This window comes from Paenibacillus agaridevorans, from assembly GCF_003112455.1.
Lineage (GTDB): Bacteria > Bacillota > Bacilli > Paenibacillales > Paenibacillaceae > Pristimantibacillus > Pristimantibacillus agaridevorans.
This window is the reverse complement of sequence record NZ_BDQX01000099.1, coordinates 34245-52559: the sequence shown is the minus strand read 5'-3', so window position 1 is coordinate 52559 and position 18315 is coordinate 34245. Positions and strand designations below refer to the sequence as shown.

Sequence of the window (18315 nt, the reverse complement as noted above, 5' to 3'; positions counted from 1 at the left end):
AGGCTTCTTGAAATGGAAGTGAAAGTACTTAACAATGCAGATGAGCTTGGAAAAGCTGCGGCTGCTCATGCAACTGAAATACTGCAAGCTGCGATTAAGGCGCGCGGCAGGGCACGGCTTACGCTTTCCACAGGGGCGTCGCAGTTCGAATTTTTGAAACATTTCGTCCAAGCGGACTTGGATTGGAGCAAGGTCGAGATGTTTCATTTGGATGAGTACGTAGATTTGCCGGAGACTCATCCGGCCAGCTTCCGAAAGTATTTGAAGGAACGGTTTTTAGCCCATGTCGGTGTCGAGCGTTATGAATTGGTGAACGGCGAAGGCAACGTTCGCCGCAATATCGAGGAGTTAAACGCAAGATTAAACGAAGCGCCGATCGATCTCGCTTTGATCGGCATTGGTGAAAACGCGCATGTCGCATTTAATGATCCGCCGGCTGATTTTAATACAGAGGAGCCGTATTTTGTTGTTGATCTTGCCGAGTCCTGCAAACAGCAGCAAGTTGGCGAAGGCTGGTTCGCTTTGAACGACGATGTGCCGAAGCAAGCCATTACAATGAGTATCCGGCAAATTATGAAAAGTTCCGTCATCATATCGTGCGTGCCGCATCGGGTGAAAGCGAATGCGATCAAGCTTACGCTAGAGAACGAGCTGATGAATGAAATTCCTTCCACGATTTTGAAAGACCATCCGCAGTGGACTCTTTATCTGGATCAGGAATCGGCATCGGCGTCGCTGGATGCAGGACTCTTATACAAGCCGCTTCAAACAAGTGAACGATAAGAAAGGTGAATCTATGAGATATAGAATAGCGGTTATTGGCGCCGGACAGATAACCGAAGGTCATTTGATGGCAATGAATGAGCTGCAAGATCGATTGAAGCCTGTTGCCATTGCGGATATCAGGATTGATCGGGCTGAACAGCTATCCGAGACGTACGGTATGATTGCGTATGAGGATTATCGTGAAATGGTGCTGAGGGAGAAGCCGGATATCGTCGTCATTACGCTGCCGCATCATTTGCACATGGAAGCAGCTATCTTTTGCGCCGAGGCAGGCTGTCATATACTGCTCGAGAAACCAATGGCATTAAATGCGAAGCAATGCGATGACATCATGGATGCTGTACAGCATAACAACGTTCGACTGATGGTCGGCCATACGCAGCATTTTCTTGCGGAAAACATGGCTGCAAAGAAGTACATTAAAAATGAAGCAAAGCGATTAGGACAGCTTGTCATGATGAATGATACGCGCCACAAAGCATACTACAACACGGATCGCCCGGCCTGGTTTCTCGACAAGCAGCGTGCGGGTGGCGGTATTTTGTTTAATTTGGGATCGCACTCTATTGATCGAATGATGTGGCTCGGAAATGCGAGAATCGTGAAAGTTCGAGCATCAATCAGCCATTACGGACCGGCAGGCGATGTAGAGGGCAGCGGGGTTGTTTTCCTTGAGAATGAGTCGGGAGTGCCATCCACTATTGTACAATCGGGTTACGGAGGCGTGCCGAGGAACGAGCTTGAGCTTATTTTTACGGAGGCTATGATGAAAGTCATTCCGGGCAAAGGCGTGTGGCTCAGCCGTAACGGTGTTTACGAACAAATCCCAGTGCCTCGAGAGGATTCCCCCTTTGTCTTGCAATTCCGCGAGTTGCTTGCAAGCATCGAAGGGGAACGCGAACCGGAATGTTCAATGGATTATTCCAGAGATGTCATTGCAGTTCTGGATGGCATCTATCGATCACATGAGTTGAAAGCTGAAGTGAAAATTTCTACGCCAATGCTTTCCGAAGAGCTTGGGCACATTTAGATACTGTTTAATGCAGAATAGGCGCTAGCATTGTTTCGATGGTTCATGAGACCGTCTCACCTTCCGTAGAGTTTGTAGGGGTACAAACACTACACCGAAATGAGCGGTCTTTTTTCTGCCATTTTGTAGATAATCAACAGCTTTGATCTTAATCGTACGCCCCTCGGGGCAGGATGATATAAACCATATTGAGTTGAAAGAGAGGATCTTACTGTGAAAAAATATGTGTTCTCTATCATTGGATGCCAGCATGCCCATATTGATAGATTCATTCAGGAAATGCTGGAGCTTGGCCATGAATGCGCCGGTATTTATGATCCGAATCCTGCTGGAATCGCAGAAACGGTTGCCGATAAATATGGTGTTTCACTTGTTAGCAGCATGGAAGACATGCTCGCTCCTGAAATCGATATTGTAGGGTGTGCTGCGATCAACAATCAAAAGATAGACATCGTGGAGATCTGTGAACGTAAAGGCAAGCACATTATGGTTGACAAACCTATTGTCACATGTCGAGGTGATTATCATCGTCTGGAAATGTTGAGTAGAAGGAGAATTATCCAAATTGGCATGCTGTTGACGGAACGCTTCAGCCCGCCGGTCTACACGTTGAAAAAACAAATCGAACGCGGTACGTTCGGAAGGATCGTTAGCATTGGGATGCGCAAGCCGCATCTCCTTTCTTCAAATGAAAGGCCGCATTGGTTTTTTTTGAAAGAACAGTCGGGAGGTATCTTGATAGATCTTCTCATTCATGACTTTGATCTCTTGCGTTGGCTTACAGGAAGTGAGGTTGTAGGCTCTGAAGGCTATCTAGCCAAAAACATTTTGCCAGATCACACCACTTTCTATGACATGGTTGGTTTGCAGGTGCTATTAGAAAATGGGATAACGGCGCAGCTTTATGCAGATTGGCATACTCCTCTTTCAAGCTGGACATGGGGCGATTGCAGGATTTTCGTTTCAGGTACTGAGGGCAGCGCCGAGCTTCGTTTGACGGGAGATCCTTTTGTTTCCAGGAAGCCTCTTTATATGCACGTCACCAATCAGGAGGCGCCTTCCATTGTGGAGGTGGCGGCACCGCCCTGCACGATTACCGAGGATTTTTTGAATCGCATCAATGGTAAAAAATCTATTCTAGATGCAGAAGATATTCTCGCTGCTACACTGGCAACAATTGAAGCAGATGAACGGGTTAATGTTATCAATCTTTCTGAACGAGGGCAAGTGCGTTGAAATTGCAGTAGAAGATGGCGTTATTCGGTCTGTAACCGATGCCGAGATACCGCATTGGGCAAAAGGATATATAGCGGCGGCTGTCGAAGCGGGCATCGTCAAGGGGGCGCGGCGATAATCGTTTTGCGCCAGGCGCTACCGTCACAAGAGCCGAGGCGGTAACTCTTATTTTGTCTATCATATAGCTGTATGGCATGAATGAGGTTTAATTAAAATGTTGTCAAGGCCTGATGCAATCGCGATTGTATCGTCGTGCAGAAGGCGAATATTGGGATAGTGCGACAGAGCTGCAATACCTTCGATCCCCGCTGGTACGATCCGAGTATGGGACGGTTTATTAATGAGGATACATATGAAGGAGAGAGCACGAATCGGCTGAGTCAGAACCTTTATACTTATGTGCATAATAATCCGGTGTTCTGTTTTTTACGAGGTAAACTTAAAAACATGGGAATCAGCAGCAAATCGGCGTGAAAGGCCACCTTCGTTTTAGCTTTCGAAGGTGGCCTTTTAATACTGCTGAATTTGGCGTTACATGTTTAGTTCAGCTTCAAATTCATGGTAGGTTTCTAATGCAAATACCGGATTGAACGCATTTAGTAATCGGCACGGGTATCCTTCCTTTTCTTCATGGGGAAGGCTATTAGCTGATATTTTTTCCATTTTCACCCTACATTCATTTCGTCAAGTACTGGTTTCGGCTTTGAGCCTGTCTTTGTTATTGATAATTGATTCTATATCTATTCAAAGATACTATGTGTTCAATTAACTAAGCCTTGCTTGATTCGCAGTTAATTCTTTATCTCCTATTTATTGCCCCTGTCACCGCTTATTTTTCGATTACAAAAGCATCGATAATTTTTTTCATCTCCGAGGATGGGATGTTTCCGTAAATGGTATACAACAAATTGTCGTGTACAAAAACGGTAAGCTTCTCTGTAATACTTCCTGCTGCATACATCAATAGACTACTCTCATCGGACGTGGCTTGGAACGTGTCTTTTAAAAGGTAAGCTGTAATGCCATTCACAGGGCTTATATATTTTTCTTCATAATTATAGGTATCCAGGTTGTCCATCTCATATTCTGCGCCTCTTCCAGTGAAAAATGAAACCTTCATATTTACAGGAGACTTATAGACGGTATCATGATCTGCACTGTATCTGTGTTGTCTATCACCGTTTTCCAAAATGGTTTCACTGAAGTTTTTCAAATCTCCAATGAAAAAATAACGCAATAAGAGCTCTGCCATATTTCGTTTTTCGAAGTATCCGAAGTCAACCGCAGATTCGTTACTCATTGTGTTGTGCAACAGCTTTATCTTAAGTTCATCTTCTGCGGCATTGATATCGGTATAAGACTTATATCCGACTCTGTTCGGCTGTTTGCCGACCCATGTGAGACCATTCACCTCAATCGGTATCATTTCTAGATTGTTGTCGATAACCAGAGTTTCGTTATGGAGTAATATTTGAATGCTCCTGTATACATTCTCAGCCATAGCTGTAATCTGTTGAAATTGCACAGTACCAATGATGGCAACTAGCAGGACGACTGCTGCGGAAATCTGCATGTTTCGTTTGCGAATTTGCCTGCGAATTCGAATCTGCTGCAATACATGTTGCTTGAAACGCATTTCTGGGGGAGTAATTTCCTCCAATTGTTTTCGGATCAGTTCCATATTCATTACACCCACTCCTCTTTTGCATAAGTCGCCCTGTGCTCTACCTCTTTAGCAAGTCTGCTTCTCAGCCGTTCGAATCGTTTTCGAAGTGTTGATTCTGATACGTTTAATATGTGTGACAGTTCTTGGTATGACCGTTCATCCAAAACTCTGCCGTAAAGCAATGCTCTGTCTGCCACTGATAAAGACGATAATATACTATAAAGAGGCTCAGATATGTAACTTTCTTGAGCAGGGCTTATGTCTTCACTCGCTTTCCAGAGCTTAAATCTGAGTTTCCGCCTTCTCACCGCATTGATTGCCGTTGTATATGCAATGCGATACAACCAAGCATTCATCGATGTACCTAGCTGAAATTGCCTTCTTTTTTCGTATGCTTTAATAAAGGTATCTTGCAAAACATCCTTTGCCTCTTCAACATCACACAAAATGGAGATACAGTATCGAAGAAGCGACTTGCTATACGTATCTATTACTTCTTCAAGTGCTCTCTCATCTCCGCTAACAAAGGCATGTAATGTTTCCTGTTCTAGCAACTTTGGCCCTCCCTCGAGCTTGCATTTACTTTGTATAACGTTTCATCTGCGATATTTGTGACATCATTCTTGGCTCAAAACAGATATTTAGTATTTTACGAAGCAAACAGAAGATATACATGGAAAAATATCTGCTAATCCGGTATTCTGTTTTTTACGAGGTGAATTTAATAACATGGGAATCGGCAATAAATCGGCATGAAAGGCCACCTTCAAAAGAAAAACGAAGGTGGTTTTTCGCATCAAGAGAGTAGTTGCAATTCCAGTATTAATTCATTCATCCCGGTATTCAAGAGCGCAGTTGTTCCGCAGCAGGTGCGCAGTAGGAGAGGAACTCCTTAACAGGAGCTTTGGCTAACGGCTAGTAAGCCCTCGATTCCCTGCATTCCCAAGTATAAGCCGCCGGAGCGATCAGGGAAGATAATAAAACTATAGTCTACTGCAGATACAATTGATTTAAGCCCCCCCCCTTCTCCTTAATTGTAGTCGGAGGAAGGACGGCAGGAGGCGGCGCGGGAAAAGGTGCTGGAGCTTCCGCTTGCGGAGATCAATGACCGAATATAATCAGTGGAGATACAATTGAATGCGCTTTCAAAACCTGCAGCTGTCAGCCATTCCCGGCATAGCTCAACCTCTCGATAATCAGCAGACAGCCTCTGAGTAATCATTACACGCCCTAAGGAGAAACAAAAATCGCACAGAAAGACCTCAAGATATTTAAGGCTGGTACTGGCGAACCGCAGTATATTATAACTATCAATAAGAAAGAGGGGGGAGCCATGAAAATAACGCCTGCTGCCGTAGGAACGGATCAAGCGCCTGCAGCCAAAGAGGCTTTCTACCAGACAAAGCGGTTTCGGCAAAATATTCCGTTGTTTGCCATGCTTATACCGGGGGTGCTTTATTATCTGATCTTCCGCTATGCGCCTATGGGCGGTCTTGTGATTGCCTTCAAGGACTACAATTTTCACGATGGCATATGGTCAAGTCCGTGGGTGGGGTGGAAATATTTTGAGATTTTATTTCAGTCTAACGTTACACTGCAGATTATCTGGAACACCCTTAACTTAAGTGTTCTGAATCTGGTGTTCGGGTTTCCTGCGCCGATTATTATCGCCATTGCCTTGAATGAGGTGCGGAAGACTTGGCTAAAGCGCTGGATTCAAACGGTTATTTATTTGCCTCATTTTTTGTCTTGGGTTATCGTTGCAGGCATTGTCCTGACTCTGTTCTCCATCGAAGGCGGTACCGTTAACAAGCTGTTGGGTCAATGGGGAGGGGAGCCGGTGCCTTTCCTGTACCGAGCGGACTCATGGATCGCCATCTTTATCGGCTCCGGCATGTGGAAGGAGATGGGCTTCAGTGCTATTATTTACCTCGCCGCTCTCTCCAGCATTGACCCCAGTCTGTACGAATCTGCGGGGATGGATGGAGCAGGGAAGCTAAGACAGATTTGGCATATCACCCTGCCGGGCATCCGCCCTACGATTATTCTCCTGCTGATTCTAGGAGTGGGTCGTCTGATGGAAGTAGGATTCGACCAAGTTTACAATTTACAAAATCCTACTGTATTGGAGAAGGCGGAGGTTATCAGCACCTATGTGTATAAGGTGGGTTTGCAGCAGGCTCAATTTAGTCTGACCACAGCCATGGGGTTGTTTGAGTCTTTTGTCGGACTGGTGCTAGTGTTGTCGGCCAATGCATTGGCTCGTAAATTCGATCAGGGATTATTCTGAAGAAAGGAGGCTGCGCTTGAGGGAATCCATAGGTGGTAAATTTTTTGTAACCTTTATTCACATCATTTTGATTCTCATATCGCTCACCTGCATCTTGCCTTTTGTACATCTGGTTGCGTTGTCCGTAAGCTCAGGGCATGCGGTTGATCTGGGTCAGGTCTTGTTCTGGCCGGTGGGACTTGATTTCACCGTTTACAATTACTTTTTCGAGAATACACCAGCCCTGCGCGCCTTTACCAACAGTGTGATCATTACCTTGGGGGGAACGATCTTGAGCATGTTGGCCACGGTGCTGACGGCCTATCCTTTATCCCGACGGTACCTCTACGCCCGCAAGCCGATCACAATGGCTGCATTATTCACCATGCTCTTCGGCGGAGGCATGATCCCGACATATCTGGTCATGAATAGCCTGCATTTAATCAATACGTATTGGTCCCTTTGGCTTGGCGGGCTAATCAGCACCTATAATATGTTAATTATGAAAAGCTATTTTGAGAGCGTTCCGGGAGAAGTGGCCGAATCCGCCCAGATTGATGGCTGCGGCGAGGTTCGACTGCTCATGCGCATTATACTACCCTTGTCTCTTCCTATGCTGGCTACGCTGACGTTATTTTACGGGGTTGGCTACTGGAATATGTTTATGAGCGTCATTCTTTACATTAATGAGACGAGTTTGCAGAATCTAACTGTTGTCGTTCAGGGGATGCTGCAAATTCAGGGAAACTTCAACATGGCGGCCATGGATATGATGCAGCAGCAGGAAATGGTATCCGAAAAACTGAAAGCGGTAGGGGTTGTGGTTATGGTCGTGCCCATGCTGGTGGTATACCCATTCCTGCAAAAATATTTTGTCAAAGGCATTATGCTTGGCTCTATTAAGGGTTAGCGGCAACAAGGAAATTCATTATAAAATGAGGGGGATTCCACATGTTTGGACAAACATTCACATCAAGAATGAAGTTTGCGTTGGCACTAGGGCTGTCCGCGGTTATGGCAGCAGGGGTAGTCGGTTGCAGCCAAGCGGAAACAGGGACAAAGGGGAAGAGCGAAAGAAAAGCTACAATTACCGTTTCCAACTATGACAGGGGAAATATTCCCGCAGCGGAGGGAACGGTTGAGGAAAACCGTTGGACCAAGTGGATCAATGAGCGTTCTCCTGTTACGGTCAAGTTTGTGCCGGTGGCACGGGCAGAGGCGGTTAGGAAGCTGAATGTGATGTTCGCATCGGGCAGTGCGCCGGATATTGTCAATGATTATGATACGGGGTTCCGGAATTCCCTGTATCAGCAGAAGCAATTGTTGCCTCTGGACGATTATTTGCAATATGCGCCTGAATACCAGAAGTTGTTGGAGAAGTACCCCCAGCTTCGCAAAGTAGGCACTAAGCCGGACGGCAAGCTATACGAAATCGGTAAAATTAATGAGCCTCATCTGCAAAGTGTAGCCTTTATCCGAATGGATTGGCTGAAAAAGCTCAATCTGGAGGTTCCGAGAACGACCGACGAATTGCTTGATGTTCTGAGAGCATTCGTTGAGCAGGATCCTGACGGTAATGGGAAGAAGGATACTTATGGAACCAATATGAGCTACACCTCGGGCGGCATGATAGATTCGATGTTTGGCTCGTATGGGTGGAAACTCTCCGATGATGATAAGATTGTTAGAACTTGGGATAACACGCTGGAGTCCCTTAAATTTAAGAAGACATTATTTGAAGAAGGGCTTATCGATAAGGATTACCTCGCGGACAAGAATGGAGCTAAAGCCAAGCAGGATTATCTGAACGGTAAAATAGGCGTGTTCCTTCCCCCTGCTATCACTAACTGGTTTGAGAATACGGTAACGGACATTCAAACGCTCCGAAAGGTTGTTCCAGAGGCGGAGATAGCGCCGATGGAGCAGCCTAAGTCTCCCATGGGGCAATTCGTTCATCATGTGGTTAATCCGGTTCAAATGACCACGGTGATCAATGCTGCGGCCAAAGACCCCAAGGCCGCTATGGAATATATTAATTTCATCATCAAGCCGGAGAACGCTCTAATTCTGAAAAAAGGAATTGAGGGAGAGCATTGGAGAAAAGGCGAGGACGGTTTTCCAAAGGTTATCGATCCTGAGAAGAACGCCAAGGAACTGGATTGGGCCATGGACTATTCCATGTTCTACTCGATCCCGGAGAATCCGCTTCTGATTTCCACCACTGCGTTCGACGTGAGCGATCCTGACCAGAAGGCCGGTCTGGAGATGTTGAATAAAGCAGACGAGTTTCTGCTTAATCCCGAAGCTCAATATCCTGCGTTAAGCCACTATGAGCATATGCCTTCTCTGCCGAGCGAGCTGGTAGTGATCAATACCAATATCGACAAAGAAATCCAGGACATCTATGCCAAAGGCATTATTGGCGGTGCTCAATATACAGCTGAGCAGGCGATTGCAGATGCGAAAGCTGCCTGGGAGAAAGGCGGCGGCAAGCAGATTGAGGAATTTATGAACACTTGGTATAAAGAAAACAAGGAGATCGCTTTCCTTGGCAAGGATATCTTGGAGTTGGTTCGCTCCCAGCATTAGCAAAGGGTGCAGGATCTGGAATATAGGATGAATGCGAGCCTAGTTCGGAAAAGATCGAGCTAGGTTTGCTTTCGGAACGTTGTATATGAGAAGGAGTAGATGAATCGTGACAAATGAAATACTGCTTCAAAAAATCTCGCGGGTAGTGGACAGGCTTATGAATCTGGGAGGCAGCGATTATGAAAAGGATAAAATCGTGGATCAAGCCGATACAAGAATAGGGATTGTCCAACGAGATTTTGGAATAGAAGAATGGGACTGGCCTCAGGGTGTCGGTCTTTATGGTTTGTACAAGCTGCAAGAATATTACAGTGATCGCCGTTATATGGAGTTTTTTCAAGGATGGTATTCCCGCAATCTGGAGGTTGGTCTGCCGTCAAAAAATATAAATACGACAGCTCCCTATCTGGCTTTGGTTCTGCTTCTGAATCAACTGGAGCCATCCAACCAACTGGAACAGTTATGCCAAGATCATGCGAACTGGCTTATTCATGAGCTGCCCAAAACGAAAGAAGGTGGCTTCCAGCATACAGTCACGGCCATTGGCAATCGGGATGGAGTCCACTTGCACAAGGGGCAGTTATGGATTGATACGCTCTTTATGGCGGTTCTGTTTCTGAACCAAGCCGGGCGCAAGTTCAATCGACCGGAATGGGAACAAGAAGCCGTTCATCAGATTCTGCTTCATATCAAGTACTTGTTCGACAAACATAGCGGACTGTTCTTCCACGGTTGGAGTTTCGAGCGTAATGATAATTTCGGCAGCATCTTCTGGTGTCGCGGCAACTCCTGGTTCACCTACGGCCTCGTCGATTACCTGGAAACTTGCCAGGATACGATTAATCCGGGTGTCCGGGAATTTCTGATTGATACGTACAAGGCGCAGGTCAATGCGTTGGTTCCGCTTCAAGCAGCTTCTGGTCTCTGGCACACCGTACTGCGCGACCCCACCAGCTATGAAGAGGTATCCGGGTCGGCTGCCATTGGCGCGGGTATCCTGAAAGGCATGAAAGTCGGTATTCTGGATTCCTCCTATCAGGCTGTTGCGAACAAGGCCATCAAGGCGGTTTGTCAAAATATTAGCGAGGATGGAACCGTGCTGAATGTGTCGGCTGGAACCGGTATGGGAATGGATAGGGACCATTATAAAAACATTACGATCATGCCGATGGCATACGGACAGTCCCTTGCTCTTATTGCCTTGTATGAGGCTTTAAAATAATATAAATATAATATGAAACTCAAGGAGGGAGCCGACTGCATCCGAAGAGCTGTCTGGGGTATATAGCCGGAACAATAAAGGGCAGCTTCAAGATCAAGCTGATCGTCCTGCTCTCGTGTATGGTAACACTTTCCTTTGCCTTGGCAGGTTGGATGGTTTATCAATCGAATATCCAATTAATGGAGGACGAAATCAGCAAGCAGTTCTCCATCGCCAACGAACAGGCATTGAATAGACTGGAGATGTCCTTCCAGGAAATCAACCGGGTATCCCTATCTATTACCCTGAATCCGTCCATTGAACGGTTTCTTAAAGAGAACATTGTTTATGAAAGCGATTCCTACACTCAATTCAAGAACCGCAAATACGTGGAAGAACAGTTGAATATGCTGCTGGTGGATGCCCCGTCCATCAGTTCCGTGTTTCTGTACAATGAGAAGGGGGAACTGACGGTTCTCTCCAAAACTGGTGCGTCGGGAGAGCCGGGAGCGGATGACTTGACCAGAATGATGGAAAAGCTTGAGCCCCATAGAGGGAATATGGTTTGGAGCCGGGCTGAGGCGGTCAGCGCCATTGATCCGAACGGACGCAGAACAGTTTTGGTTGCTGCCAGGCGGATGCTCAATGAGAAGCTGATCCCATACGGCACTATGGTGATGGTGATAGAGGAAAGTCTGGTATCCAAGGTGCTGCGTGATCTTATGGAGAACGGCAGCGGCAAGTTATTGCTGCTGGAACCTATGGGCGGTATGCTCTACTCCAATACCGACCAGAGCGAGACGGAGCAACTCTTGCGACTGGCAAAGGAAAATTATCCCGAGAATGTCGAAATGGATGGCATCACCTATCTGTTTGTCCGACACGAGTTGATACCGGCAGGCTTTACCCTATACGGAGGAGCTTCCTTGCAGGAGATACAGAGGAGAAATAAAGACATCATCCGAATATTGGTATTCGCTGGAATCGGCATAATCCTGCTCAGTGCACTGCTGATTACGATTTCGACCCGGACGCTTCTGTCTCCTCTAGCCCATCTGATGCAGGGATTGCGTATGTTGCGTTCCGGTGATTTCACGGTTCGTGTCAAGGTGAATTCCGGCGACGAGCTGGGATACATCGGAGATAGCTTCAACAACATGGCGGAGCAAGTGAGCGAACTGATCAACAAGGTATATTTGGCTCAGATCAGCCAGACGGAATCGGAGCTGAAGGCCATCCAGGCACAGCTGAACCCTCATTATCTGCACAACCTGTTCAATGAGCTGTATTGGAAGCTGTACAGCAACGATCAGGAGGAGACGGCGCTTCTGATCCACGCCATCTCGGAGATGTTGAAGTATTCCCTTAAACCTGTCCAGACGGATACGACTCTTGGCGAAGAGTTGAATCAGATCCGCAATTACATCAAGATCCAGACGGAACTATTCACCGGCGAGATTGAAACGATTATTCAAGCTGAGGAGTCCTTGCTGAATCTGAGGATGATGCGATCCCTTTTGCTGCCGGTGGTGGAGAATGTTTTTGTACACGCTTTCCGTGATATGGATAAAGACCGGGTGCTGCGGATCAAAGCGTTTCTATTAGATGAGGCGCTTCATATCGAGGTGGCTGATAACGGATGCGGTATGGATAAAGAAACCCTGAGAACCTTGACAGAGGCGGAGGCTGTGCTGCAGGACGGCAATAAACTAGGGATCGGCTACAAAAGTGTGCTTCGGCGCATTCAGCTGGTATACGGCTCCGCATATGGAGTGGAAATTACCAGCAGTAAAGGGAACGGAACAGTTATTCACATGACGCTTCCTATTAAATCCGGGACACCGGGGAGTCATGAGGAGGGGGATAGATGAAGGGCAAACTGTTTATTGCAGAGGATCAGCCCAACTTCCGCAAGGGACTGCTGAAGCTGGCGGGGAAGCGACCTGCCGACTGGGTAGTGACGGGAGAAGCGACTAATGGTCGGGACGCCTTGTTCATGATGGAGCAAAGTGTCCCGGATCTCTTGCTGACCGATATTCGGATGCCCCATATAGATGGTTTGCAGCTGACAGAAGAAATCAGAAGCCGCGGCTGGCTGACGAAGATTGTAATTGTAACCGGGTTCAAGGATTTCTCGTATGCCCAGTCCGCAGTCAAGTTCGGAGTGCAGGACTTTATCACTAAGCCTTGTGTAGAAACGGATATATTAAGCGTACTTGATCGGATTTATGTACAGTTGATTCAAGAAAGCCAGACCCAGCTCTCGGTGGAAGGCTGGAGAAGTCAGCATGAAGACAGCGAGCTACGCTCGGCTATTATGGGCTTGCCCTGCAACGGCGAAGAGGTGGAGGCTTTGCTGAAGCGGATGAAGCAATGTGAACTGCACATTCTCCGTATTCCTACCTTTTTCCCAACGGAGAAGCATTATTCCGACCAAGATGTACCGCTGTTGCAGTTCGCTTTCGCCAATATTGCCGGTGAGCACTTGATTAGATGGTTTCCCGGCAGTTTTCGCCTGTTTCCCTTGAACGCATCGGAGTGGGCCTTATTGGTGGATCGGAGTTCTTCCCGATCGGATATGTTTCCCTCATGGCAGCAGATACTCGCCGATTCGGTTCATCATTATCTGGGTCTGACTCTTGAATTCAGCGAACAAGGGCTATGTGCTACCACGAAGGAATTGTACCAGGGCTACAGACGGTATTGCAACGAGGGGAGGCGTGATCACAGTTCCGCCAGTGAATCATTGCTCAACCAGACGGCGCTTTACGAGAAGGAGAGGGAAATTATAACCTGGCTGATGTCGGAGGATAACAGCCGCCTGGGCCAGGAACTGCAGGAACAAGCCGTTCGGATCAGCCGGTTGCCCCCGCAAGCCGCCAAGATTGAAGCGCTGCTGCTGGTTGCCGCTATTCTCCGGCTGGTGCAGGTTCAGTTTCCCGAATGGCAAATGACCGTGCGTTCCATAGAGTGGGATGTTGTCTACCAATGTGTGACGTCGGAGGATATAACGGCATGGCTGCAGGGATATATCGATGAATTTCTGCAGTCTCACAATACCTGGCTTGCCAGCAAGAATGATAATTCGGTCAAGCAGGCCATCCGGTTTATTGAAGAAGCATACATGGGGGTATGCGGCTTGGCTGAGGTGGCGGCTCATGTCCATCTCAACCCCAGCTACTTCAGCAAACTGTTTAAAAAGGAAACTGGGGAAGGTGTAATCGGCTATATTCAGAAGCTGCGCGTACAGAAGGCGAAGCTTCTATTGAAAAGCACAGATATGAAAATATTCGAAATTGCCGAGGCTACCGGCTTCAACGACTCCAATTACTTCACGCATATGTTCAACAGGATAGCGGGAGTCTCCCCCAAAGAATACCGCAAGCAGATGGTTGACCCGTGACTCTTATATGAACTCCAAATCTATTATAGTACGAGGAGGATTAATAATGTTCAAAAACAGTTTCAGGCATCTTTTGCTTTGCCTTGCAGTGTTATTGATGCTGCCGCAAGGAATTGGAGCGGTTGCGGCTGAGGAATCCATGCCGGATTCGCCAGTTTCGATGCCGGCATCGACCGAAGGGGGATTGGAAGTGTCTAATTTCTACAATGTTATTATGCAGGTAGGCGCCGACCCTTGGGTGTACAAGCACACGGACGGCTATTACTACAACTCCTTTGTCAACGCCAGTGGTGTCATGATCCGCAGAGCGAAGACCATCAGCGGCCTTGAAGCGGGCGAGAGGCGACTGACCTGGTCGCCGGTCAAGGATACCATGTACAGCTCTAATATCTGGGCGCCGGAGATGCATTATCTCAAAGATACCGATGGCGCTTACAAATGGTATATTTACTTCGCGGCCGATAACGGAACCAATGCTAACCACCGCATGTACGTGCTGGAGAACGCCAATGAGAACCCGATGACCGGAACTTGGGAGTTCAAAGGTAAAATTACCGATTCCAGCGACCGCTGGGCTATTGACGGAACTGTGCTGACTGTAAATGATGAACACTATTTCATCTGGTCAGGTTGGGAGAATATGGACGGAAGCTTTCAAAATTTATATATTTCGAAGATGAGCAATCCATGGACGATCAGCTCGGAACGGGTGTTGCTCTCGACGCCTGAATATGATTGGGAATCGTCCCCGGGCAGGATCAATGAAGGACCGCAAGTGACGATAAAGGGCGACATCATCAATCTGGTCTATTCCGCCAACGGAAGCTGGACAGACAGTTATTGCCTCGGGTTGATTACGGCCCATATTGGCGCCGATCTGATGGATCCCGAGTCTTGGGTTAAGCATGACGAGCCAATCTTCTCTAGCGCTAACGGCGTTTATGGTCCGGGTCACCACAGTCTGGTGACCTCGCCCGACGGCAGCGAGGACTGGATTATCTACCATGCCGCCCGCTGGCCGGGATCAGGGTGGACCCGCAATGTTCGCGCACAGAAATTTACTTGGAACGCTGACGGAACACCGAACTTGGGTGAACCCGTCGACCCGAACATACCGATTGCGATACCTTCGGGAGAGCCGGTACGTCAACGTTATGAGGCGGAGACTGCCGTGCTGGGGAAAGATCCCGCCAGCGCAATCGGCCCTGCCGTACGGCGGGAAAGCAGCGCATCGGGCGGGATGAAGATCGCTAATATCCAAAATGCCGGCGATCATATCCAGTATACGGTCCACGTGCCGGATGCAGGATTTTATATGATGTCCGTTCGCAGCGCCAATGGTTCATCGAGCGGGGGGGATGCTTCCCAAATCGTGTCGGTCAACGGCAGTCCCGGAGCTAGACTGAACACCGTCTATTCCGGCTGGAATCGCTGGGGAGTCTCTACCGCGAAGATCTACCTTGAACAAGGTGACAATACGATCCGCTTCTCGGGCGGCGGCGGTCTTGTCGAGATGGACAGTCTGGATCTGTTCAGGCTTGAAGCAGGCTCCGAACTATTATTCGATTCTCCGGGGTACACGCTGGGACTGGGGGAGAGTCGCAGCTTGCCCGTGTATACGATCACAGGTACAACCCATTCTCTTGCAGGCAGCGGAGTTTCCTTCAGTTCCTCCAATACAGAGGTCGCCATTGTTGAAGAAACGATTGAGGGAACGGTGATCAAGGGGATTAAGGCGGGCAGTGCCACGATAACCGCAACCTATAACGGGCTAATGGCTACGGCCGCCGTTTATGTTGCCGCTGAACCAAGGTCCGTGCAGTCCGTTGCGATTAGCGGATTAAACAACGTCCTGACCAGCGGACTGACAGGACAACTGCAGATAACGGCACGTTACAACACCTATGAGGAACAGGATGTGACGGCTGATGCTGGCGTTGAGTACTTCAGCAGCAACCCCGACGTGGCTAAGGTTACAACCATCGGTCAGGTATATGACACCGAGCCGGGGGATACGGTGATTAAAGCTGTATACGGCGGCAAGGAAGCCGCATTCAACTTGACGGTAACGCCTGAACCATCCCAGGTTCCGCAAGTCGTTTCTCAAGTCAAGACCCCTTCGGGAGTGACACCTAGACTGCCCGGCGTTGTTAACGTCGTCTACAATGGGGAGGAGTACTCAGCCGGGATCAGTTGGAAGTTGGAAGGTATTCATTTCAACTCGCTTGGCTTCGTACAGATACCCGTCTTATTGACTCTGAATGGCGAGGATTTGCCTGCGAGCGCTTCCATAGAAGTTGTTCCGGACTGGGGTCTTGATGGTATTGTGAATGAAATTCGCAGCAGGCTGGACAGTTTCTCATACCCTCTGGGCGAAAGCCTCGGTACTTATAGTCTTGCCGCATACAATACGCTCTTGGCTGCGCTGCTTCAGGCAGAGGCGTTGTCTGCAGACGGCAATCTGACGGAAGAACAGTTTAACCAGATGCGAACTTCACTTGCCGAAGCGGAAGCCGCTTTGTTAGGTTCGCTCAACAGTAAACAGGATGGCGTGTTCTACAACGCTTACCGGGATTTCTCCGGCGATGAGACGGGCAAGTTTCCTTTCGGGATTATGGTCAGAGAGCTGACCAACGGCGCTACCGCCGCTGTGTTAGAGGAAGACGGGAATAAATTCCTTCGATTGACCACCGCTGCTACTCCGGGCAAAGCCAACTTGTTCCTTCCTTATCTGGACGAGGTGACGGCTACAGGAGATCAGCGCATCATTATCGAATATCGCGCCAGATTGAACAGCAGCTTCCAATACGCGAATGGCGCTATGGTGAGAAACGACAGCGGAACGGATAATTATTCTATGGTCACGGCCTTTGATTTGGGGAAAATTATCGTGCAATCCGGACCTACCAAGCATAAAGTCAAAGACTTTAATTACAATGGCACATGGTATAAGTTCAGGATGGAAGCCAACTGGGATGCCAAAACGTATACCGTCTACTTAAACGATGATCCTACTCCGATAGCCGAGAACTACGTCTTCCGTCATACAGGCGGCAATAAGCTGACTGGACAGCTCTTTGGCGTTGACGGTTACGCCAACGCTTCCATTGATTTCGACGATTTCAAAGTCATGGTTATCGGGGGAGCGAAGATTGCGCCTGAAGGGCTTGAGACTGTCGCTGAAACAGCCGAAGGGGCCAATGACGGTCGGATCACCGGCGTGAACGCCGCCATGGAATGGTCTTCCGATAATGGGGGCGTATGGTCTCGCGTAGAGGGCGATACCATTGCGAATTTGGCGCCTGGCACGTATTGGGTCCGATACTCCGCGACGGATACGCATAAGGCGAGTCCTCATGTGGAGCTGACAGTTGCGGGCCACCAACCGCAGCGTCAAGTCACCGGCGTGAGTCTGGACAAGATCAGTGTGCAGTTGTATACCGATTCCGAAAGCTCTACCGTCCAGCTTATCGCAACCGTGGAACCTGCCGATGCGACTGACAAGAGCGTGACGTGGAGCAGTTCAAATCCCGATGTAGCTGCGGTGGATGAGAATGGGATTGTTACGGCGATTGCTCAAGGTACAGCTATAATTACAGTAACAACAGTCGATAGCGGTTACCAGGCGACTAGCATCATTACAGTATCCGACTCGCCGATTCCAACACCCACTGTAGATACGTTGAGCAATCAGTTGCAAGCGTACGTCATCTCAGGCGATGTGAGCGGACCGCTTGTTAAGCAATTGACGAACCGGCTGAATCAGGTCAAACAACATTTGTCGGGTGGACGGCACTCACAAGCAGCTAAACATCTGGGAGACTTCCTTAAGCACTTGAATAATCGGTCGATGCAGAGGCATGTGACGGAGGAAGCGAAGCAGAAGCTGGAATCCTTGGCAAATCAGTTGCTGGAATCTTGGTCATCAAAGTGAAAATAGCCAAGTTGCCAGTGCAGTAAATAGGTATCATGACCGCTTGCATGAACGACATATGGAACGAGAAAGCGCCGTACCCCAAGGTATCGGCGCTCTTCTTGTTCAGGATAAGAATGAAAGGGATATTGCGAATCCGTTGAGTTTGAACCTTTATGTGGAAAATAATCCGGTATTCTGTTTTTTGCGAGGTAAACTTAA

13 protein-coding genes and 1 pseudogene are annotated in these 18315 nt (G+C 48.1%); 12 read left to right on the top strand and 2 right to left on the bottom strand.

Features of this window, described 5'->3' with window-relative positions; all coding sequences use genetic code 11:
- The first annotated feature begins 12 nt into the window (after window positions 1–12).
- From PAT3040_RS11050 to PAT3040_RS39920, 5 genes and pseudogenes are all read left to right on the top strand, one after another.
- Window positions 13–783, top strand: coding sequence for a glucosamine-6-phosphate deaminase (locus PAT3040_RS11050; RefSeq protein WP_108992694.1), 771 nt, complete (start codon window positions 13–15; stop codon window positions 781–783).
- A gap of 13 nt (window positions 784–796) precedes the next feature.
- Window positions 797–1816 (top strand): Gfo/Idh/MocA family protein, encoded by a 1020-nt coding sequence (locus PAT3040_RS11045; RefSeq protein WP_108992693.1) that lies wholly within the window; start codon window positions 797–799, stop codon window positions 1814–1816.
- Window positions 1817–2029: 213 nt separating this feature from the next.
- Window positions 2030–3052, top strand: a complete 1023-nt coding sequence (locus PAT3040_RS11040; protein WP_258234936.1) for a Gfo/Idh/MocA family protein — start codon at window positions 2030–2032, stop codon at window positions 3050–3052.
- 80 nt (window positions 3053–3132) lie between these two features.
- Window positions 3133–3237 carry an S-layer homology domain-containing protein gene (locus PAT3040_RS39925; RefSeq protein ID WP_108992711.1) on the top strand — a complete coding sequence of 35 codons (105 nt, stop codon included), beginning with the start codon at window positions 3133–3135 and terminating at the stop codon, window positions 3235–3237.
- Between the two features lie 66 nt (window positions 3238–3303).
- Window positions 3304–3469 (top strand): annotated as a pseudogene (locus PAT3040_RS39920) (RHS repeat-associated core domain-containing protein); the annotation flags it as partial.
- Between the two features lie 412 nt (window positions 3470–3881).
- Here the strand turns inward: PAT3040_RS39920 and PAT3040_RS11020 are convergent.
- The gene (locus PAT3040_RS11020) at window positions 3882–4739 is read right to left on the bottom strand and encodes a hypothetical protein (protein WP_108992690.1); all 858 of its coding nucleotides are present in this window, start codon (window positions 4737–4739) and stop codon (window positions 3882–3884) included.
- Entirely contained in the window at window positions 4739–5272 is a 534-nt protein-coding gene (locus tag PAT3040_RS11015; RefSeq protein WP_181376553.1) for an RNA polymerase sigma factor, read from the bottom strand. The genes PAT3040_RS11020 and PAT3040_RS11015 overlap by 1 nt, the downstream gene beginning before the upstream one ends.
- A gap of 779 nt (window positions 5273–6051) precedes the next feature.
- Between PAT3040_RS11015 and PAT3040_RS11010 the strand changes: the two genes are divergently transcribed.
- The 7 genes from PAT3040_RS11010 (at window position 6052) to PAT3040_RS10980 (ending at window position 18114) form a co-directional block, all read left to right on the top strand.
- Window positions 6052–7008, top strand: a complete 957-nt coding sequence (locus PAT3040_RS11010; RefSeq protein WP_108992688.1) for an ABC transporter permease — start codon at window positions 6052–6054, stop codon at window positions 7006–7008.
- A 16-nt stretch (window positions 7009–7024) separates the two neighbouring features.
- Window positions 7025–7897 (top strand): carbohydrate ABC transporter permease, encoded by an 873-nt coding sequence (locus PAT3040_RS11005; RefSeq protein WP_258234935.1) that lies wholly within the window; start codon window positions 7025–7027, stop codon window positions 7895–7897.
- A 41-nt stretch (window positions 7898–7938) separates the two neighbouring features.
- Complete coding sequence (locus tag PAT3040_RS11000) at window positions 7939–9576, top strand: extracellular solute-binding protein (protein WP_108992687.1); 1638 nt, start codon at window positions 7939–7941, stop codon at window positions 9574–9576.
- A gap of 106 nt (window positions 9577–9682) precedes the next feature.
- Window positions 9683–10798, top strand: coding sequence for a glycoside hydrolase family 88/105 protein (locus PAT3040_RS10995; RefSeq protein WP_258234934.1), 1116 nt, complete (start codon window positions 9683–9685; stop codon window positions 10796–10798).
- 152 nt (window positions 10799–10950) lie between these two features.
- The gene (locus PAT3040_RS10990) at window positions 10951–12648 is read left to right on the top strand and encodes a cache domain-containing sensor histidine kinase (protein WP_258234933.1); all 1698 of its coding nucleotides are present in this window, start codon (window positions 10951–10953) and stop codon (window positions 12646–12648) included.
- Window positions 12645–14180: a response regulator transcription factor gene (locus PAT3040_RS10985; protein WP_108992685.1), complete on the top strand. Its 1536-nt coding sequence runs from the start codon at window positions 12645–12647 to the stop codon at window positions 14178–14180. Before PAT3040_RS10990 ends, PAT3040_RS10985 begins: the two co-directional genes overlap by 4 nt.
- A gap of 46 nt (window positions 14181–14226) precedes the next feature.
- Window positions 14227–18114, top strand: coding sequence for a family 43 glycosylhydrolase (locus tag PAT3040_RS10980; protein WP_108992684.1), 3888 nt, complete (start codon window positions 14227–14229; stop codon window positions 18112–18114).
- Window positions 18115–18315: the final 201 nt, after the last annotated feature.